Below are 18,369 nucleotides of genomic sequence, written 5' to 3'. Positions count from 1 at the left end.
GATGACTTTTTTAATTTTGGGTGGTAAGGAAAAAGCACCCAAAAGGGCAAAAAATGAAGTGCATCCTAAGAAAAAAATCAGCACAGACTTGGATGTGATGATAGCTAAGGCGGAGGATTTAAGTTTGAGCGATAAGGATTTAAAGGAGCTTGCAGCTCTTTTTGTTGCCACACACAAATTAGGCTCTAAAACTTCTAAAGATTTGGATGATAAAACTAAGAAGAAGCTTGAATTTGTTTCAAGCTTTGCCTCAAACGCTAACGCTAGTGCTGCTAGTGTCAGTTTTTTAAATAAAGAATTAAAGAAACTCTCTAATTCTTACAAGAAAGAAATTGACGCTTATGAGCAGATGGGACTTGCCAAGCGTAAGCTTAAAGAGAATTAAGAGCCTTTTCTAGCATTAAATTTGCACCATTTTTTTGAGCTATACCTTGTAAGTTTTGGCTAAGATATTCTAAATTCATTGTAAAAATAGAAGTTAAAAGTGCTTTTTCGTTTTGACATTGTTCTTGAGTAAAAATTTGGCACAATGCTTTGTCCTGTAAAAATTTAGCATTAAAAAATTGATGATTTTTTGTTGCATAAGGATAGGGAATGAAAACGCAAGGCAGGGTATTTGCGCAAAGCTCAAAGAGAGTGCTAGCTCCAGCCCTTGAAATGGCTAGGTCGGCTTCTTGCATTTTTAAGGCTAAATTGGAATGAAAAGCAAATAAATCAATTTTTAAGCCAAGCTCTTCATAAGCTTTTTTGCAAATTTCATAATCATCTTTTCCGCATTGATGAATGATTTTAATCCCTTTTTCTACGAGTTTTGGTGCAAGTTTTATGGCAAGGGTGTTGATAAATTTAGCGCCTTGTGAGCCACCTAAGAAAATGATAGTTTTTAATTCTTTTCTTTGTCTTGCCAAAGTAAAGAAATCTTCCGCTATGGGATAGGGGGTAAATTCTTTTTCAAAAGCACTAAAAAATCCTTTGGAAAAAGGTTTAAGAAAGGAATTTAAACTCCCGCTTTTTGAATTTTGCTCGTGGATAAAAAGGGGAATGTGAGAAAAAATCGCCCCAAAAGAAGCAGGAGCTGCACTATAACCACCCACACTAAAAACAGCTTTTACCTCGTGTTCTTTGAAAATTTTTCGACATTCAAAAGAAAGACTTAAGATATGTTTTAAAGCTTTTAATTTTTTAAATTTGCTTTGATTAACCACGCCCGTGGAGCTTAAAAAATATTTAGCTTTAAAACGCTCTTCATTTTCAAACCACGCCTTATCTTGCCCATTTTCACTACCTATATAGATACATTCTAGATTTTTTTGTGTTGCACTTTCGAGTAGGCAACGAACAATGTTTAAATGCCCACCTGTGCCTCCACCTGTTAAAACTATCATAATTTAACCTTTTTTGAAATCATTAAAACATAACCAAGTCCTACGCAAATCGCCCACATCGAACTCCCTCCGTAGCTTAAAAGAGGCACAGCAACACCCTTGAGTGGAGTTAGCGAGATGACACCAAAAGCATTCATAAAAAAAGAAAAAAGTAAGAGTAGGGCAATACCAGAGCAAAAGATAAAATGCTCCTTTTTTTCGCAACGCCCAGCAATTCTAAAAATTCTTAGAATCATCCAAAGATAAAGAAAGCAAATAAAAGCAAGTCCAAAAAGTCCTATCTCTTCTGTAATTCCTGATAAAACGAAGTCTGTATGCACCTCACTTAAAAATCCAAGCTTGAAAATTCCAAGCCCCAAGCCCTCTCCAAACATACCTCCGTGGGCTATGGCATTGAGCGAGTGTGAAATTTGGTAAGGTTCGCTATTTTCACTCACGCGAATAGCCGAAGCTATCCAGTCCGGAAGCAGTGGCAAAAAGGCATCTTGTATATTACCCCACCAATTTGCAATGCGTTGAATTCTTCTTTGATTACTAAAAATTACAGCTATACCTATCATCATTACGATTAAAATTCCAAAAGCAAAAAGTCTTTTGCTAGCTCCCGCAAAAAATGCAAGTGCAAGGATAAGAAAAAAGCTAATGACACTTTGTCCCAAGTCATTTTGTGTGATGTAGATATAGCCTATCACTAAAGTTGCCACGATACAGTAAGGTAAAAGTATAAGAATTTCGTGTTTTATTGCTTTTTTTTCATCATTAATGCGTCTAGTATAAGACCAAGCAAGAAAATAAATAAGCCCGATTTTAAAGAATTCAACAGGAGAGATAGATACTGGACCAAGTCTAATCCACCTTTTCGCTCCACCACTTTCTGTTGCCAAGCTTGTAGGCAAAAAGGGTAAGATGATAATGGCTAAAAATGAAAAGATGAGGATAGTGAGTATAATTTTATGTGAGTTTATATTATCCGGATTCAGTTTTGAAAGGAAAAACATAATTAAAATTCCGCTAATGCCAAAAAAAAGCTGACGGATAAAAAAATGAAATTCATTGTAATCAAAATATAAAATGGTAAAAGTGGTTAGAGAGTAGGAAAAGACTACGCCTATCGTAATTAAAACACAGCTTAAATAAAATAACTTTTTATCCGCAACCATTCATTCCCTTATAAAATAACAAACAGCCATTATAACACGAATTTTTAAACTTATTTTGATAGAATTTAAGAAATTTGTTTTAGGGGTTTTTGATGATAAATATAAGAAAAATTCTCATTGCAAATCGTGCGGAAATAGCCGTGCGTGTCATTCGTGCTTGTAGGGATTTGCATATTAAAAGTGTGGCTGTTTTTACCGAGCCTGATAGGGAATGTTTGCATGTGAAAATCGCCGATGAGGCTTATAGAATAGGAACAGATGCGATAAGGGGTTATTTAGATATTGCTAGGATTGTTGAGATTGCTAAGGCGTGTGGGGCTGATGCTATCCATCCGGGCTATGGTTTTTTGAGCGAAAATTATGAATTTGCTAAAGCGTGTGAGGAGGCTAATATCATTTTTATTGGTCCAAAATCCGAAGTCATTTATAAAATGGGAAATAAAAATATCGCAAGAAATTTAATGGCGAAAAATGGAATTCCTGTCGTGCCGGGAACGGAGAAATTAAATGATTTTTCCTTAGATGAGCTTAAGAATCAAGCGGAAAAAATAGGCTATCCTGTGATTTTAAAGGCAAGTGGTGGCGGCGGAGGTAGAGGAATTCGTGTCGTGCATCAAGAAGAGGAGCTTGAAAGTGCTTTTGAATCTTGTAAGAGGGAGGCTTTGGCATATTTTAACAACGACGAGGTTTTTATGGAAAAATATATTGTCAATCCGCGTCATATCGAATTTCAGGTCTTGGGTGATAATTATGGCAATATCATCCACCTTTGTGAGAGGGATTGTTCAATCCAAAGGCGTCATCAAAAGGTTATTGAAATAGCGCCTTGTCCGGGGATATCCGAAAATTTGCGTAAAACTATGGGGGTTACTGCTGTTGCAGCAGCTAAGGCTGTGGGCTATACAAATGCCGGAACGATAGAATTTTTGCTTGACGATTACAATCAATTTTACTTTATGGAAATGAATACAAGAATTCAAGTTGAGCATCCTGTAACAGAGGAGGTTACGGGTGTGGATTTGATTGTGCGTCAAATTCGTATCGCGGATGGGGAAATTTTGGATTTGGAGCAAAGTGATATTAGAGCTAGAGGTTTTGCCATAGAAGTAAGAATTACGGCTGAAAATGTGTGGAAAAATTTTATCCCAAGTCCGGGTAAAATAGGCGAGTATTACCCAGCATTAGGACCATCTGTGAGGGTGGATAGTCATATTTATAAGGATTATGTTGTGCCTCCTTATTATGATTCTATGTTGGCAAAATTGATTATTAAGGCGACAAGTTATGATTTGGCTGTGAATAAGCTAGAAAGAGCTTTAAAAGAATTTGTTATCGATGATATAAGAACGACCATACCTTTTTTAATTGCCATTACTAAAACGCGTGAATTTAGAAGAGGATATTTTGACACTTCTTTTATAGAAACGCATTTAGATGAGCTTTTGGCAAATACTGAAGATAGACATCAGGATAATAAAGAAGAGGTTGTAGCGGCTATCGCGGCGACTTTGAAGAAGATTAGAGAAAGTAGGAAGTGATGGATTTTGTAGAAAGTCTTAAGGATATTAAAAAACAAATGCAAGAGCAAAAAAGCTCTAAAAATAAAGCAGAAAAAAGTGGTGTGGGGCTAAAAAATAGCGAGCTTGAAACTCTCGCCAAAGAAAAAGGCGAAATAGCAAAAGTAAAAAGCGAAGAAGATGAGTTGAGGGCGATTTTTTTAAAAGAAGAGAAGCTTCTTGATGAATTTAGTGAATTGATTAAAAATGCGAATATTAAGAAAATTTAATGCGAGAAATTGGCTTTTGCACATTAGAAGAAACTTGTCCTTATCTTAAAGATAGGAAGATAAGGACGGAATACAAATTTATAGAACACTGCCCGAAGTCTTTAAATGAAGAGTTGATTTATAGGGGATGGAGGCGTTTTGGGTGCTATTTTTCGCGTCCTATTTGTGAGGGATGTGAGGAATGTTTAAGCGTGAGAATTTTGGCAAATGAGTTTAAGTTTAGCAAGAGTCAAAGAAGAGTAATTAATAAAAATCAAAAAACAAAAATTCTTTTAAAAGCTCCACAAATTAGCAATGAACATCTTTTTTTGTATGATAAATATCATCGCTTTATGGAAAAGAAAAGAGCGTGGAAAAGATATGATTTAAATTTTCATAAATATTTTAATTTATATATTGATGGGGCTATGGATTTTGCTTATGAGTTGGATTTTTACATTGACGAGAAATTAGTTTGTGTGGATTTGATAGACATTTTTGAGGGAGGAATTTCTAGCATTTATTGTTTTTATGATCCCGATTATAGGGCTTTTTCTTTGGGAAAATTTTCTCTTTTAAGTGAAATAAGACTCGCCCAAAAAAAGAATTTAAAATACATTTATTTAGGATATTTTGTAAAAAAGTGTCAATCTTTATCTTATAAAGTCGATTATACACCTAGAGAAATTTTAAGAGGCACGAGTGTGCCTTGTGAAAAATTACCTTTATGGGAGTATGATGATGCAAGTAGTGCAAACTTTAGAGACGATTAATGTAAATACGGATGATATTTCCATTTTTTGTTATTTTAAGGATTTGATTACCAAAAATTTTACTAAAGTCATAGGGAGGAAAAATAAAATTTTTTCTTTTTTTGAAGAAAATGAAATCCCCCAAAGACGCTATTTTTTAAAGCTTCTTGACCAAAAATATCGCAAAAGCCATAATGAAAGTATAGATTTAAAAGATGCGCACTTTAAGACTTTTAGACTAAATTTTGAGCAAGGAAATACTTTAAGACCTATGCTCCATATAAAAGTAAGCTTTTGTGGGAAAAATATTTTGATGCAATTTAGCTCTAGTGAGAAGCTTTTTGTAACTTATATGAGGAATTACTTCAAACATCATTTTAAAGAATTTGATGAAGCGATGAATATCGCAAGTTTGGAATATCAAAATGAAAGCACTTTAGAGCTTTTTGAGGCTTTTGCTGATGAGAGTGAGCATTTGAAATATTGTGTTGATTTTAGCATTGATAAGGAAGAGTATAAGAATTTTCGCCAAAATATTCATAATGCCGAGAATATGAAGTGGAAATTTAATGCTCTCGCTAAACTTTTTAGCAATTATTTTTCTACATTAGAATGCACTCCACAAAATGATTTAAGCGAAATTCGTCAAAAATATCTTGTATTGGTTAAGCTTTATCATCCCGATTTTCAGCAAAATAAAAGTGCGATAGAAAGAGCGTATTGTAGGGAGCAGTTTGAAAAAATTCAAATTGCTTATGATAATCTCAAGGCTTTGTATAAAAATAACACTTAAAGATTGATGAGAATTCTCATCAATCCATTTGTTGGCGTAAAAATGTAGGGGCTTCGAGCTGAGTCATCATTTCTTCATTATACCCACCACTTACTTTTTTGAGATTTAGATAAGGATTTTTCTTAGGAGCGTTTTCGTTGGGTGTTTTTTCGCTTACTTGAGTTTTATCCTCAAAGCCTGTGGCGATGATGGTAACTTCTACCCTATCTTCCATACTATCATCCGTTGTTGAGCCGAAAATAATTTTGGCATTTTCATCAACAACTTCTTCTATGCTATTTGCAGCGGATGAAATTTCAATCAAAGAGCAGTTGGAGCTTGTTTTAAAGTGCAAAATGACACCTTTAGCACCTTTGATATCCATCCCATCAAGTAGAGGGGATTCCATAGCATTAGCAAGAGCTTCTTCTATGGCATTTTCGCCACTTGCACTTCCAACTCCCATTAATGCCAAACCTCTATGGCTCATAATGGTTCTTACATCAGCAAAATCCACATTGATATCGCCATTATCAAGCAGTATAGAAACCATACCCTTAACCGCACGCGCCAAAATGTCATCAACAAGCTTGAAAGCATCTTTAATTCCAGCTTTTTTATCGATAATGCTGAGAAGTTTTTCGTTTTGGATTACAAGTATTGAATCGCTTTCTTTTTTAAGTTCCAAAAGCCCCGCCTCGGCTAATTTTTTTCTTTGTTTGCCCTCAAAAGTAAAAGGCATTGTTACAACAGAAACGGTCAGGGCACCTATTTCTTTAGCCGCTTGAGCGATGACGGGAGTTGCACCTGTGCCTGTGCCTCCTCCAAATCCGGAAGCAATAAAAACAATATCACTTTGACTTAAAGAAGCCTTAACTTCCTCAAAACTTTCTCTAGCACTTTCCGCACCAACCTCTGGTAACATTCCAGCACCTAAGCCCTTAGTTTTTTTCTCGCCTAGTTGAATTTTTGTTTTAGCTAAAGAGTTAGAGATAGCTTGTGCGTCGGTATTGGCTGCGATTAAATCTAAATCGTTAAGTCCCATTTTTACCATATGATTAATCATATTACCACCACCGCCACCACAGCCTATAACTTTAATTTTGGCGCCTTTATTGTGTTGCGCTTCTTCGACTGAAAACTCGCTCATAATCCACTCCTAACTTAAATTTTTACAACCCTTTATATAGGACACAATTTTATTTACATTTTACAAGACTAAGAATTATAGTCAATAAACTTTAAAAAGATTTTAACAAATATTTGTTTTACATTGTTAAATTGAGGGGAAGAAAATGAAAAATAAAAGCATTTTTGGTCAAATTTTTAGAAATTGTGGTGGTAAATTTGAGATTTTATGAATTTTCAATCATAAAAACCACAAAGTCATTCACCCACATAAAGCTTAAGAGCCTTTTCGTAATCTTCTTTTGTATCTATACCCATACTTTGCGTTGAAATTTCAAGCATTTTAATTTTTTTACCATTTTCTAAAGCTCTTAATTGTTCTAATTTTTCAGCTTTTTCAAGACTTGAGCTTTCAAATGCACAAAATTCTCTCAAAGCTCTTACGCTGTAAGCATAAATTCCCAAATGTCCCTTAAATTCTTCTTTGTAAGTCTCTCTTTCAAAAGGAATTTTTGCTCTTGAAAAATAAAGTGCAAAGCCAAATTTATCACATAAAACCTTGACCAAATTCGCATCTTTTGCTTGCTCTGGGTTGATTTTTTTAAAACAACTTGCCATAAAAGCTTCTTTGTCTAAACATTTTTCGCTAAATTTTTTAAAACGAAATAAATTTTCTACTTCAATGAAAGGCTCATCTGCTTGGACATTGATGATGATTTCTTCGTCTTTTAGCTTTAAAATTTGACAAGTTTCGTTGATTCTATCCGTTCCACTTTCGTGTGTTTTGCTCGTTAAAACAGCTTTAAAGCCCTGATTTTTTGCTATCTCAAGCACTTTTTCATCATCAACGGCTATACACACTTCATCAACCAAAGTAGCCTTTTTTGCTGTAGCGATAAACATAGGTACACCCTTGATATCGCAGAGAATTTTTTCTTCAAAACGCGTTGATTTTAATCTTGCTGGTATGATTATCATTGATTTATCCATTCTAAAATTTTATTTTCCACTTCTTCACTTTCAATACTTTCAACACTTTCGTCTTGCTTGTCAAAAAGTTCCAAAATTTCTGGTTTTAACTCCACTTTAAATTCCTTAGCGATGCGTTTGATATCTTCTTTTTCGTTGATACATTCTTTTTGAAAAAGTGCTTTCATCATACTTGGAGTGAATTTGCTCCATTCGGCAGTTGAGCTTATGATTTGTATTTTGTTTTCATTGAAAAGTTTAAAACAGGTTGCCGTATGTGGGTCGATGAGGATTTTTGAGTTTTTGATAAATTTGACACATTCTTCATCTGTGCAATAATCCGCCTCAAAATCTTCCCTTAAGCTTTCAAGCTCGTTTTGATTGAGTTTAAAATATTTTTGATTTTTGAGTTGATGAATTAATTCTTTGGTTCTTTTGTCTTTAAATTTATCAAAAAGTAAGCGTTCAACATTGGAAGAAATTAATATATCCATAGCTGGAGAAATTGTCTTTATAAGCTTTTTATCTCTTAAATCATACACGCCTTCGTTAAAAAATTCGCTTAAAATTTTGTTTTCATTAGAAGCGATTTTAATTTTATCAATTTTAGCACCCATTTTCTTTGCAAAATAAGCTCCTAAAGCATTACCAAAATTTCCACTAGGCACGATTATATCAAGCTTTTTACCAATTTGAACAGCGGCGTAGTAGTGGTAAATGATTTGAAACAAAATGCGTCCAAAATTGACAGAATTTGCCGCACAAAGTTCATAATTTTTAAGTTTATTTTTAAAATCTTCTTTTGAGAGTAAATTTTTAAGTGTTTTTTGTGCTTCGTCAAAATCTCCATTAATGGCAAAAACCCTTAAATTTTCAGCTTTCATTGTTCTCATTTGCAAGGCTTGAACTAAACTTGTGCCATTTTTAGGATACATACAAGCAACTTTAATGTTTGGGTTATTTTCAAAGCTTTTTAAGGTCGCAGGTCCTGTGTCGCCACTTGTTGCACAAAGAATTAAGATTTTTTTATCTTTGCAAAATTCACTAAGAAGCACTCCAAAAGGCTGCAAAGCCATATCTTTAAAGGCTCTTGTTGGTCCGTGATAAAGCTCGTTGATATAAAGTTTTTCATTGATTTTTTGTAAAACAATGGGGCAATTTTTATCATCAAATTTATCATAGCTTTTTAGAGCTTTTTTAAATGTCTCTTCGTAACCAAATTTAAAACTTTTGATAAGTTCTAATGCAAATTCTTTATACGATAAATTCTTACAAGCGTAGCCGTCAAATTTAGGCAAAAAAGCAGGGGTGTAAAGCCCACCTTGTGGGGTGTTGGGATTGATTAAAGCTTCTTTAAAATCCACGCTAAAATTCGCATTTTGACTTTCAACTAAGTGCATCAAAACTCCTCACATAAGCTTTTAAAAGTTTTTTAAATTTTTCGCTTAATTCTACATTTAGTTCTATAATTTCACACTTAAAACCAAAATTTTTTATTTTTACATAGTCTTTAAAAGTTAGCATTAAAGTATGGCAATGATGTTTTTTGAGTAAATTTTCAAGTTCTTCTTTTTTAAAGCTATAATGGTCGTTAAAAAAATAGCAAGCCCTTACTTTATCAAAATGTTCGTTGAGGCGGTATGGTTTGGCGATTGCTGTAACTAAGATAGCTTTAACATTTTCTTTTACAAAAGAGTGGCGATAAAAATCTTCTCCCTCTTTAGCGATAAAATCGGCTTTTTTTTTAAAATAAAGCGGCAGTCTGTAAGCCCCACTTGGTAGAGTGAAATTAAAATAAGGAAGAGGTTTGCCCTCGAGTAAGATGTCAAATTTTTTAATGTGAAATTTAGAAAAAGCATCATCAAGCAAAATAAGCTTTGCTCCAAGTTTTAACGCTTCCTTTATGCCCTTAATCCTATCTTCGCTTACTATCACGCCCTCTACACTTTTGCAAAACGCGTATTCCATAGCTTCATCGCCACTTTTATCCACTTCGCAAAGAATTTGATTTTGATGCTTGACAAGGATTAAGCCTTTGCTTTGTCTTTTGTAGCCTCTAAGCACGACAAAAACACCTTCAAATTCTCTTGAAATCGCTTTACAAAGTGGAGTTTTTCCATTGCCACCAAAGCTTAAATTTCCTACGCTAATGATTGGCACTTTAAAATCGATTTTAGAGCGTAATTTTGTGTTTAAAATCGCTACAAGAGTATAGAGAAAACTTAAGGGTAGAAGTGCGAAAGCTAGGCATTTTTGAAAAAAAGATGGGTTAAAAAAATAACGCTCAAGCCAAGTCATAAAAACTCATCTAAGCGTAAAATTTGAGGCATTTCTCTTTTAAAAGCATTTTTCTTAATGCGTTGTTGTAGCATTAAGATGAGGTCTGGGTTGAGTTTGGCTATTGTTGCTTCATCGTTTTTTTCTAGAGCTTTTAAGCCCTCATCGATTAGGGCGTAAGAAAATCCTAAGTCTTCTTCATCGCTTTGATTTTCCCATAAATCAGCCGATGGGACTTTTTTTAAAAAAACTTCATCTAAATTAAGATATTTTGCAAGGGTGTAAATTTCACTCTTGTAAAGTCCTCCTATGGGATTGAAAGCATAAGCTAAATCTCCATAAATAGTGCCATATCCTAACATCAATTCGCTTTTATTTGAAGTGCCAACGACAAGATAATTTTTAAGGGCGGAATAATCATAGAGCAAATTCATTCTAATTCTTGCGGTGCAGTTGCCTGTGCGAATTTTATCAGCCCCCTCAAATTCTTTTAAAAAGGCTTGTAAAATGTCGTCTATGTTTATGATTTTATAATTTAAATTAAGCGTTTCACAAAGTTTTAGAGCGTCTTGCAAGTTTGTTTTACTGGAATGTTTTGTTGGCATTAAAAGAGCAAATGTCCCATCTTTTAATGCCTTTTTGCATAAAGTTGCCACTAAGGCGGAGTCAATTCCTCCGCTAAGTCCCAAAATAACGCCATTTGCATTAGAATTTGCAATCTTTTCTTGTATAAAATGCTGAATTTTAAATAGAATTTTTTCGCAATCCATCTTAAATAAATAAAGAATTTACGCTTTCATTATGATAAACACGGCGTATAACCTCTGCAAAAATTGGAGCTACACTTAAAACTTTAATTTTTTCGTGTTCTTTTTTTAGCGGAATTGTATCTGTGATGACAAGCTCATCTAAATCACCCTTAGCAATCCTTTCATAAGCTTCACCGCTTAAAACGGCGTGAGTGCAACACGCCATAACAGATTTTGCCCCTTTTTCCTTGAGGGCTTTTGCTGCTTTTACTATGGTGCCAGCTGTATCAATAATATCATCGACTAAAACAACATCTTTACCATTAACATCACCTATGATATTCACCACTTCACTTTCATTTGCTCTTTCTCTTCTTTTATCAACGATGATGATGTCAAGTCCTAGTTTTTTAGCCACACTTCTAGCTCTTGCAATCCCCCCTATGTCAGGGCTTCCAACTATGGCATTTTCAAAATGTTTGGATTTGATATAATCGTTAAAAACAATACTTCCATAGAGATTATCAACGGGGATATTGAAAAAACCTTGAATTTGTCCAGCGTGTAAATCAATTGTCGCAACCCTATCGATACCAGCAGCTTCGATTAAATCTGCAACCAACTTGGCACTGATAGGCACTCTAGGATTTGCCTTTCTATCTTGTCTTGCATAGCCAAAGTAAGGAATGATAGCCGTGATAGAATTTGCACTTGAGCGACGCAAGGCATCTGTTAAGATGAGAAGCTCCATTAAATTATCATTAGCAGGTGCACAGGTGCTTTGTATGATGAAAACATCTTTTCCACGCACACTTTCATCGATTTGCACACTAATTTCACCATCGCTAAAACGCTTTACACCCGCATTACTTAAAGGTAGAGATAGATATTTAGAAATTTGTTTTGCAAATTCCAAATTAGCCGAACCTGAAAAAATTTTATAACCACGCATAATTAACCTTGTTTTAGATATTTGAGTATTAATTTTATATTAATAAGTTTAAAATTTAGCTAAAAAGCCCATAAAATTTAATGGGCATAAGCAGTTTTTTTCGCATAGTAACGCACAAGCATAGATAGGGAAAAACAAATGATAAAATAAATTCCTGCCACAAAGCCAATGACTGCTAGAATTTCTTCAAAGCTCTTAAGATTAGCTAAGATGGTTTTGGATTTGTAGGTTAGCTCTGCTATACCAAGTCCAGCTAAATAAGCTGTATCCTTAATGGTTGTGATAATTTGCGAGAGCATTGAGGGGACAACTCTTCTAAAGGTTTGAGGTAAGATGATATAAAAAAGTGTGAAAAATTTACCAAATCCTTGAGAATAAGCCGCTTCAAACTGCCCTTTTGGTATAGAATTTAAGCCCCCACGGATAATCTCAGCCATAACGGAGCTTGTGTAGAGTGAAAAGCCTATGGTCCCCCAAAAGGCTTGAGGAAATTGTCCAAAAAATACGGGCAAAACAAAACAGGCTGCAAGCATCCAAAGTAAAAGAGGGGTATTTCTAAAAATGTCAATATAGGCACTTGCCAAAAAGCGACTAAAACGATCGCCATAATTTTTTGTGATAGCTAAAAAAGTGCCAAAAAGTATAGAAATCACACAAGTCGCAAAGGCAATTTTAAGTGTGAGAGTTAAGCCTTGTAGTAAAAAATTTACATTTTGAGCATTAAAAACTTCATTCATTTTTTACCTCGCTAGATGAGCTTTTTTAAGCTTTTCTTCATAAAATTTTGCAAAATACGCCAAAGGATAGCATACGATAAAATACAAAAACGCAGCGAAAATATAAGCAGGAGCGTAATTTCCATAGTCTGCGGCATAGCTATCTGCTGTGCTCATAAGTTCCACTCCACCAACAATCAAAAGCACGGAAGTGTTTTTGATAAGATTTATCATTTGATTGCTCATAGGGGGTAGGATAATTTTTATAGTCTGCGGAACTATGATGTAACGCATTTGTTGGGTGTAAGTAAAACCTTGCGAAGCAGAGGCTTCAAATTGTCCTTTTGGCACGGCTAAAATTCCACTTCTTACGACTTCACTCACATACGCACCGTGATAAGCACCTATGCCTAAAACACCTATGGTAAAAATGTCTAAATTAATTCCTAAGTGTGGCAAACCATAATACAAAAAGAAAATTTGTATAACTAAGGGAGTATTTTGAAAAATTTCGACATAAATTCGAGTGTAAGCTCTAAGCGCGACTATTTTGCTCGTTGCCATCACACCGCCTATAGTGCCAAAGACTACAGCGATAAATAAGGCTAAAATACTAATTTGTAGCGTATAGACAAAGCCATCTATAAAGGTTTGCGATTGTTCTAGGGTATCTAGAAATTTCCATAAGGCAAAGGGACTTACGCTTTCCTCATCATAAAGTCCAAGGGAGTTAAAAAACTCCCTTAACCAAGCTACAAAGCCTACACTTTCATTCATATTATAAGCCCCATTTTTTCGCTAATTCGTCTATGTTTGCTTTATTTTTACCCACAAAATCATTGATGAGGGCAGCAAATTCTTTATCATCTTTTTTGCTAACGATACCATAATCTTGTGGCTCGAAAGAATCTGGTAAAATTTCGCTATTTTCATCTACATAGCCTAGCAAAATAGACTTATCCACAGAGAAAACATCGACTCTTTTGGCATCAAGAGCTGCTTTTATGCTTGGATAATCAGGAAATTCGCTAAAGCTCACGCTCACACCCGCTTTTTTTGCGGCTTCTCCTATAACTCTTTTAGTTGTAGCTGCCTGTGCTACGCCTATTTTAGCACCTTTCATATCAGCCAAAGACTTATAGCCTTTTTCTTTTAAGACTAACAAACCTATAGCATCTTGGTAGTAAGGCTCTGAAAAATTGTAAATTTTCTTTCTTTCAGGCGTAATGGTAAAAGTAGCGATAACTACATCTAATGTGCCATTATCTAGTAAAGGACCCCTTGTTTTAGCATTAACGGCTACAAGTTTGATTTTGTTTTCATCGCCTAGAATTTCCTTAGCCAACATCTTAGCTACATCGACTTCAAAGCCTTTAATTTCACCTGTTTTTTGGTCAAGCAAAGCGTAATGTGGCACATCGTTTTTCACACCTACAACAAGCGTTCCTTTCGCTTTAATGTCTTCTATCTTTCCAGCATTTGCTGAAGTGAAAGCAAGTGAAGCTCCTAAGGCAAGTGCTGCCAACTTAAGTAAAGAATTTTTTAAAACCATTTTTTCTCCTTTCAAATTTGGTTTAGTGTTGTAAAATTTTACCTAGAAAGAGTTTGGCTCTTTCTGTTTTAGGATTTTTGAAAAATTCCTCAGGGATATTTTCCTCAACTATAGCCCCATCTTCCATAAAAATAATTCTATCAGCGACTTCTCTTGCAAAGCCCATTTCGTGGGTTACTACAACCATAGTTGTGTTACTTTGATGAGAAATTTCTTTCATCACATCTAAAACTTCTTGTATGGTTTCAGGATCAAGTGCTGAGGTTGGTTCATCAAACAAAATGTAAGGCTTTTTCGTGCAAAGACTTCTTGCTATGGCAACTCTTTGCTGTTGCCCCCCTGAAAGTGTGGCAGGATAAACTTTAGCCTTATCGACAAGTCCTACTACTTTAAGATAATGATATGCTGTTTCCTCCGCTTCTTTTCTGCTCTTTTTTTGCAATTTCATCGGAGCAAGGGTTAAATTTTCTAAAACGCTCATATGGGGGTAGAGATTAAAATGCTGAAAAACCATAGCACAATATTTTCTGCAAATCTCAGTTTTATTTTTGTGCGTTAAAACGAGATTATTAACAATGACTTCGCCAGAGCTTACCTCTTCAAGTCCGTTCATACAGCGTATCGTGGTGCTTTTACCGCTACCACTTGGTCCTATGATGACAAGCTTTTCACCTTCTTTTATGGTAAGATTGATATTTTTTAAAACATGATGTTTGCCATAATATTTATTAACATTTCTTAATTCAATCAAATTTCTTCCTTCAAAATAATAAATTAAGAAATTTTAGTGTTTTTCCTTGCAAAGAAAGCTTAATTTCGTAACTTCAAATTTATCAATGTAACTTTTTGAAACAAATTTAAACTCTAAATTTTTTCATAATAAGTCCCACGAGTAGAAAAGACTTTTTTAAAATAGATATTTTCTGGGATTAAATCAGCACTCCCCACATAAAGCCTACCACCATCATTTAAAAGATTTGCAAAGCGTTCTAAAAGCTTTAGTTTGGAGTCGTAATCAAAATAAATTATCATATTTCTTGACATAATAATATCAAATTTCCCAAGCGTCATAAAGCTATTATCAAACACATTGCAAAGGTTAAATTTGCAGGGACACAATTCATTTTTATTAATCGTATAAACGCCGTCTTCTTCTTTGAAAAATTTCCTTTTTTCGTGTTCGCTTAAATTTTGTAAAGTTCTGCCTTGATATTTTCCAAGCTTTGCTTTTTCTATCACTTTGGAATTAATATCTACACCGACAATATACATATCCTTAATGCAGTGTTGCGCTCCAAGCATAGCCATAGAATAAACTTCCTCCCCACTACTGCAAGGCACACTTAAAATACTTGTTCTTTTATCTAAACTTTTGATATAAAAAACAATATCTTTAAGTTGAGTTAATTCCCTGTGAAAATATGTTTCCCCTATGGTTACAAAATCTAAAGTTTCTTGTCTTAGATTTTTATTGACCTTTATTTTTGCTAAAAATTCAGCAAAATTTTTAATATTTGTAGAGTGAAGAAAACTAGGAAGTTTTAGTGATAAAACAGCCTTTTTATCTTGCATATCCATACCACAAAGCTCGTTAATGATTTTAATAAATTCATTAAGCTCTGTGTCGTTAAAGTGGATTGTTTCTTTTTTGTGCATTTGTTTCATTACTCTTCCTCTATGAAGTGCTTTATTTCGCCTTTTATTTCTTTTAGGCTCATCGGTCTTAAGTGCGGGTTTAAATCTTTTGCCCTTTTTGGCATACCATAAACGATACTATCTGTTTCATTTTCGCATAGACACCTTACTCCGGCTTTATAAAGCTCGAGTAGTCCTTTGGCTCCATCATCTCCCATTCCTGTTAATACAACGGCTAGAATTTTATTAGTTTTGGCTAAATTTACGGCTGAGCGGAAGAGCAAATCAACACTGGGTTTAAAGGCGCTTTCAACATCTTGCCATAAAGCGACTAGGGAGAGATTTCCTGTAAGGATAGTATTTTTTTTACAAATGTAAATTTTATTCTCCAAAAGTTCCTTGTCTTCAAGCAAACAAACTTCACTGACACTTTCTTCGTTAAATTTATTGACAAAAGAGGATAGGTAATTGCTACTCATATGTTGAGCGATTACGACGCAAGTGTTTTTGATGTTTAAATCTTTTAGTAAAAACTTAAGTTGATTTGGTCCCCCTGTCGAAGAACCTATAAGAAGAAGTTTCATCTCTTTCCTTAATAATTTAAAGGATTAATTCTAACATAGAAAATTTAAAATTTGGTAGAAAAGCCCTAGTGATTTTAGGGCTTTAGGGTTTATTCAACTTCAGCGTCGATGACATCATCATCTTTTTTCTTTGTATCTGCACCCTCATCTTTTTTATACATATTTTCGGCTAATTTATGAGAGACTTCGCTTAAAGCTTTCATCTTGCTTTCAATTTCCTCTTTACTTGCATTTTCATTTTTAAGCGTCTCGCGTAAATCATCAAGAGCTTTTTGGATATTAGCTTTATCTTCCTCCGCCACTTTTTCGCCAAGTTCATTAAGGGATTTTTCTACTTGATGTGCTAAAGAATCAGCTTGATTTCTCATTTCTACCGCTTCTTTGCGTTTTTTATCCTCTTCTTTGTGAAGTTCGGCGTCTTTAACCATATTATTAATTTCTTCTTCACTTAAACCACTTGAGCCTGTGATTTTAATTTCTTGCGCCTTACCTGTAGCCTTATCTTTTGCCGAAACGGTTAAAATTCCATTTGCGTCAATGTCAAAGGTAACTTCGATTTGAGGCATACCTCTTGGGGCTGGTGGAATTCCTTCAAGATTGAAATTTCCTAGCGATTTATTATCGCGGCTAAATTCCCTCTCACCTTGCAAGACATTGATGGTAACGGCGTTTTGATTGTCTTCTGCAGTTGAGAAAACTTGCTCTTTTTTGGTTGGTATGGTTGTGCCTTTTTCTATGATTTTAGTCATCACACCGCCAAGTGTTTCAATGCCTAGTGAAAGCGGGGTTACATCAAGCAAAAGCACATCTTTAACATCGCCTTTAATAACCGCACCTTGAATTGCTGCTCCTATTGCCACAACTTCATCAGGATTGACTGATTTATTTAAATCTTTACCAAAAGCTTTTTTCACTTCATCTTGCACCAAAGGCACACGCGTAGAGCCACCGACCATAACGATTTCTTTGATTTCATCTTTTTTAAGCCCTGCATCGCTAACGACTTCATTAATTTTAGTGATGGTTTCGCTAACGAGTTTTTCTATCATACTTTCAAATTTAGCTCTTGTGATTTTTTTCACTAAATGCTTAGGACCTGAGGCGTCTGCTGTGATGAAAGGTAAGTTTATCTCTGTTTCATTAGCCGAGCTTAGTTCTTTTTTCGCATTTTCTGCCGCTTCTTTAAGCCTTTGTAAAGCCATCACATCATTTTTTAAATCAATGCCATTTTCGCTTTTAAATTCCTCGGCTAAAAAGTCGATGAGCTTATTATCAAAATCATCGCCCCCTAAAAAGGCATTACCACCTGTAGCTAAAACTTCTACGACATTATCCCCAGTTTCAAGCACGGTAACATCAAAAGTCCCTCCACCTAAATCATACACGACAATCTTTTCACTATCTTTTTTATCAAGCCCATAAGCTAAAGCTGCCGAAGTAGGCTCGTTGATAATCCTTAGCACATTAAGCCCTGCTATCGTTCCTGCCTCTTTTGTCGCCTTTCTTTGAGCATCATTAAAATACGCAGGCACGGTAATGACCGCATCCACCACCGCTTCACCTAAAAAGGCTTCTGCATCTTCTTTAAGCTTCATCAAAACCTTAGCTGAAATTTCTTGCGGAGTGTAAATTTTACCAGCGATTTCAATCGCGCACGCCCCATTTCTTTCGGTAATGTGATAAGGTAAGCGATTTTTTGCTTCTTTAGCTGCGTCCTCATTTATCATTAAACCCATAATTCTTTTGATAGAATAGATGGTTTTTTCAGGGTTTGTTACGGCTTGGCGTTTAGCACTATCACCCACTAAAACCTCGCCCTTATCGGTAAAGGCGACTACAGAAGGGGTTGTGTTTTTGCCCTCTTTATTAGGGATAACTTTACTTTCCCCTCTCTCATACACAGCGACACAAGAATTTGTCGTTCCTAAATCTATACCTATAACTTTTGCCATTTTTTATCCTTTTAATTAAAT

General features: G+C 34.9%; 20 protein-coding genes. 5 read left to right on the top strand and 15 right to left on the bottom strand.

Going from position 1 to position 18,369, the window contains the following annotated elements; genetic code table 11:
- Position 1: 1 nt before the first annotated feature.
- The gene (locus CHELV3228_RS07300) at positions 2 to 385 is read left to right on the top strand and encodes a hypothetical protein (protein ID WP_234980984.1); all 384 of its coding nucleotides are present in this window, start codon (positions 2 to 4) and stop codon (positions 383 to 385) included.
- On the opposite strand, the gene murG is transcribed toward CHELV3228_RS07300, so the two are convergent.
- Positions 372 to 1,388, bottom strand: coding sequence for an undecaprenyldiphospho-muramoylpentapeptide beta-N-acetylglucosaminyltransferase (gene murG / locus CHELV3228_RS07295; RefSeq protein ID WP_234980985.1), 1,017 nt, complete (start codon positions 1,386 to 1,388; stop codon positions 372 to 374). The two genes, CHELV3228_RS07300 and murG, sit on opposite strands and share 14 nt — an antisense overlap.
- Positions 1,382 to 2,545: a putative lipid II flippase FtsW gene (ftsW, locus tag CHELV3228_RS07290; protein WP_082200356.1), complete on the bottom strand. Its 1,164-nt coding sequence runs from the start codon at positions 2,543 to 2,545 to the stop codon at positions 1,382 to 1,384. The genes murG and ftsW overlap by 7 nt, the downstream gene beginning before the upstream one ends.
- A gap of 92 nt (positions 2,546 to 2,637) precedes the next feature.
- Between ftsW and CHELV3228_RS07285 the strand changes: the two genes are divergently transcribed.
- The 4 genes from CHELV3228_RS07285 to CHELV3228_RS07270 are packed head-to-tail and all read left to right on the top strand — an operon-like array spanning position 2,638 to position 5,855.
- Positions 2,638 to 4,083: an acetyl-CoA carboxylase subunit A gene (locus CHELV3228_RS07285; RefSeq protein ID WP_082200355.1), complete on the top strand. Its 1,446-nt coding sequence runs from the start codon at positions 2,638 to 2,640 to the stop codon at positions 4,081 to 4,083.
- Positions 4,083 to 4,331 carry a hypothetical protein gene (locus CHELV3228_RS07280; RefSeq protein WP_082200354.1) on the top strand — a complete coding sequence of 83 codons (249 nt, stop codon included), beginning with the start codon at positions 4,083 to 4,085 and terminating at the stop codon, positions 4,329 to 4,331. The genes CHELV3228_RS07285 and CHELV3228_RS07280 overlap by 1 nt, the downstream gene beginning before the upstream one ends.
- Entirely contained in the window at positions 4,331 to 5,083 is a 753-nt protein-coding gene (locus CHELV3228_RS07275) for an arginyltransferase (protein WP_082200353.1), read from the top strand. The genes CHELV3228_RS07280 and CHELV3228_RS07275 overlap by 1 nt, the downstream gene beginning before the upstream one ends.
- Complete coding sequence (locus tag CHELV3228_RS07270) at positions 5,052 to 5,855, top strand: adenylosuccinate lyase (RefSeq protein WP_082200778.1); 804 nt, start codon at positions 5,052 to 5,054, stop codon at positions 5,853 to 5,855. Before CHELV3228_RS07275 ends, CHELV3228_RS07270 begins: the two co-directional genes overlap by 32 nt.
- 19 nt (positions 5,856 to 5,874) lie before the next feature.
- On the opposite strand, the gene ftsZ is transcribed toward CHELV3228_RS07270, so the two are convergent.
- From ftsZ to dnaK, 13 genes are all read right to left on the bottom strand, one after another.
- Entirely contained in the window at positions 5,875 to 6,984 is a 1,110-nt protein-coding gene (gene ftsZ / locus CHELV3228_RS07265) for a cell division protein FtsZ (RefSeq protein ID WP_082200352.1), read from the bottom strand.
- Positions 6,985 to 7,220: 236 nt separating this feature from the next.
- A complete protein-coding gene (kdsB, locus tag CHELV3228_RS07260) occupies positions 7,221 to 7,940 on the bottom strand; it encodes a 3-deoxy-manno-octulosonate cytidylyltransferase (protein WP_082200351.1) in 720 nt (239 codons plus the stop codon).
- Entirely contained in the window at positions 7,937 to 9,331 is a 1,395-nt protein-coding gene (thrC, locus tag CHELV3228_RS07255; RefSeq protein ID WP_082200350.1) for a threonine synthase, read from the bottom strand. Before thrC ends, kdsB begins: the two co-directional genes overlap by 4 nt.
- Positions 9,318 to 10,229: a tetraacyldisaccharide 4'-kinase gene (locus CHELV3228_RS07250; RefSeq protein WP_082200349.1), complete on the bottom strand. Its 912-nt coding sequence runs from the start codon at positions 10,227 to 10,229 to the stop codon at positions 9,318 to 9,320. The genes thrC and CHELV3228_RS07250 overlap by 14 nt, the downstream gene beginning before the upstream one ends.
- Positions 10,226 to 10,978, bottom strand: a complete 753-nt coding sequence (locus CHELV3228_RS07245) for an NAD+ synthase (RefSeq protein WP_082200348.1) — start codon at positions 10,976 to 10,978, stop codon at positions 10,226 to 10,228. The genes CHELV3228_RS07250 and CHELV3228_RS07245 overlap by 4 nt, the downstream gene beginning before the upstream one ends.
- Position 10,979: 1 nt before the next feature.
- On the bottom strand, positions 10,980 to 11,909 hold the full coding sequence (locus CHELV3228_RS07240; RefSeq protein WP_082200347.1) for a ribose-phosphate pyrophosphokinase: 930 nt from the start codon (positions 11,907 to 11,909) through the stop codon (positions 10,980 to 10,982).
- A gap of 77 nt (positions 11,910 to 11,986) precedes the next feature.
- Positions 11,987 to 12,646 (bottom strand): amino acid ABC transporter permease, encoded by a 660-nt coding sequence (locus CHELV3228_RS07235; RefSeq protein WP_082200346.1) that lies wholly within the window; start codon positions 12,644 to 12,646, stop codon positions 11,987 to 11,989.
- A gap of 3 nt (positions 12,647 to 12,649) precedes the next feature.
- On the bottom strand, positions 12,650 to 13,402 hold the full coding sequence (locus CHELV3228_RS07230) for an amino acid ABC transporter permease (RefSeq protein WP_082200345.1): 753 nt from the start codon (positions 13,400 to 13,402) through the stop codon (positions 12,650 to 12,652).
- A gap of 1 nt (position 13,403) precedes the next feature.
- Positions 13,404 to 14,177 (bottom strand): transporter substrate-binding domain-containing protein, encoded by a 774-nt coding sequence (locus CHELV3228_RS07225; protein ID WP_082200344.1) that lies wholly within the window; start codon positions 14,175 to 14,177, stop codon positions 13,404 to 13,406.
- A 22-nt stretch (positions 14,178 to 14,199) separates the two neighbouring features.
- A complete protein-coding gene (locus tag CHELV3228_RS07220) occupies positions 14,200 to 14,928 on the bottom strand; it encodes an amino acid ABC transporter ATP-binding protein (protein WP_082200343.1) in 729 nt (242 codons plus the stop codon).
- 113 nt (positions 14,929 to 15,041) lie between these two features.
- A complete protein-coding gene (locus CHELV3228_RS07215) occupies positions 15,042 to 15,833 on the bottom strand; it encodes a CheR family methyltransferase (protein ID WP_082200777.1) in 792 nt (263 codons plus the stop codon).
- 8 nt (positions 15,834 to 15,841) lie between these two features.
- The gene (locus CHELV3228_RS07210) at positions 15,842 to 16,396 is read right to left on the bottom strand and encodes a CheB methylesterase domain-containing protein (RefSeq protein WP_082200342.1); all 555 of its coding nucleotides are present in this window, start codon (positions 16,394 to 16,396) and stop codon (positions 15,842 to 15,844) included.
- A gap of 89 nt (positions 16,397 to 16,485) precedes the next feature.
- Positions 16,486 to 18,348 (bottom strand): molecular chaperone DnaK, encoded by a 1,863-nt coding sequence (gene dnaK, locus CHELV3228_RS07205; protein WP_082200341.1) that lies wholly within the window; start codon positions 18,346 to 18,348, stop codon positions 16,486 to 16,488.
- Between the last annotated feature and the right edge of the window lie 21 nt (positions 18,349 to 18,369).

The organism is Campylobacter helveticus (assembly GCF_002080395.1).
In the GTDB taxonomy this organism is placed as follows: domain Bacteria; phylum Campylobacterota; class Campylobacteria; order Campylobacterales; family Campylobacteraceae; genus Campylobacter_D; species Campylobacter_D helveticus.
The sequence above is the reverse complement of the archived record's forward strand: the minus strand, read 5'-3'. Positions and strand labels throughout refer to the sequence as shown.

Coding starts and splice junctions, on each gene's coding strand:
- ftsZ (WP_082200352.1), bottom strand. CDS start 6,984: ATGAGCGAGTTTTCAGTCGAAGAAGCGCAACACAATAAAGGCGCCAAA.
- ftsW (WP_082200356.1), bottom strand. CDS start 2,545: ATGGTTGCGGATAAAAAGTTATTTTATTTAAGCTGTGTTTTAATTACG.
- CHELV3228_RS07235 (WP_082200346.1), bottom strand. CDS start 12,646: ATGAATGAAGTTTTTAATGCTCAAAATGTAAATTTTTTACTACAAGGC.
- CHELV3228_RS07275 (WP_082200353.1), top strand. CDS start 4,331: ATGCGAGAAATTGGCTTTTGCACATTAGAAGAAACTTGTCCTTATCTT.
- CHELV3228_RS07210 (WP_082200342.1), bottom strand. CDS start 16,396: ATGAAACTTCTTCTTATAGGTTCTTCGACAGGGGGACCAAATCAACTT.
- CHELV3228_RS07250 (WP_082200349.1), bottom strand. CDS start 10,229: ATGACTTGGCTTGAGCGTTATTTTTTTAACCCATCTTTTTTTCAAAAA.
- CHELV3228_RS07240 (WP_082200347.1), bottom strand. CDS start 11,909: ATGCGTGGTTATAAAATTTTTTCAGGTTCGGCTAATTTGGAATTTGCA.
- kdsB (WP_082200351.1), bottom strand. CDS start 7,940: ATGATAATCATACCAGCAAGATTAAAATCAACGCGTTTTGAAGAAAAA.
- CHELV3228_RS07285 (WP_082200355.1), top strand. CDS start 2,638: ATGATAAATATAAGAAAAATTCTCATTGCAAATCGTGCGGAAATAGCC.
- CHELV3228_RS07280 (WP_082200354.1), top strand. CDS start 4,083: ATGGATTTTGTAGAAAGTCTTAAGGATATTAAAAAACAAATGCAAGAG.
- dnaK (WP_082200341.1), bottom strand. CDS start 18,348: ATGGCAAAAGTTATAGGTATAGATTTAGGAACGACAAATTCTTGTGTC.
- CHELV3228_RS07230 (WP_082200345.1), bottom strand. CDS start 13,402: ATGAATGAAAGTGTAGGCTTTGTAGCTTGGTTAAGGGAGTTTTTTAAC.
- CHELV3228_RS07245 (WP_082200348.1), bottom strand. CDS start 10,978: ATGGATTGCGAAAAAATTCTATTTAAAATTCAGCATTTTATACAAGAA.
- CHELV3228_RS07225 (WP_082200344.1), bottom strand. CDS start 14,177: ATGGTTTTAAAAAATTCTTTACTTAAGTTGGCAGCACTTGCCTTAGGA.
- CHELV3228_RS07215 (WP_082200777.1), bottom strand. CDS start 15,833: ATGCACAAAAAAGAAACAATCCACTTTAACGACACAGAGCTTAATGAA.
- thrC (WP_082200350.1), bottom strand. CDS start 9,331: ATGCACTTAGTTGAAAGTCAAAATGCGAATTTTAGCGTGGATTTTAAA.
- CHELV3228_RS07300 (WP_234980984.1), top strand. CDS start 2: ATGACTTTTTTAATTTTGGGTGGTAAGGAAAAAGCACCCAAAAGGGCA.
- CHELV3228_RS07270 (WP_082200778.1), top strand. CDS start 5,052: ATGCAAGTAGTGCAAACTTTAGAGACGATTAATGTAAATACGGATGAT.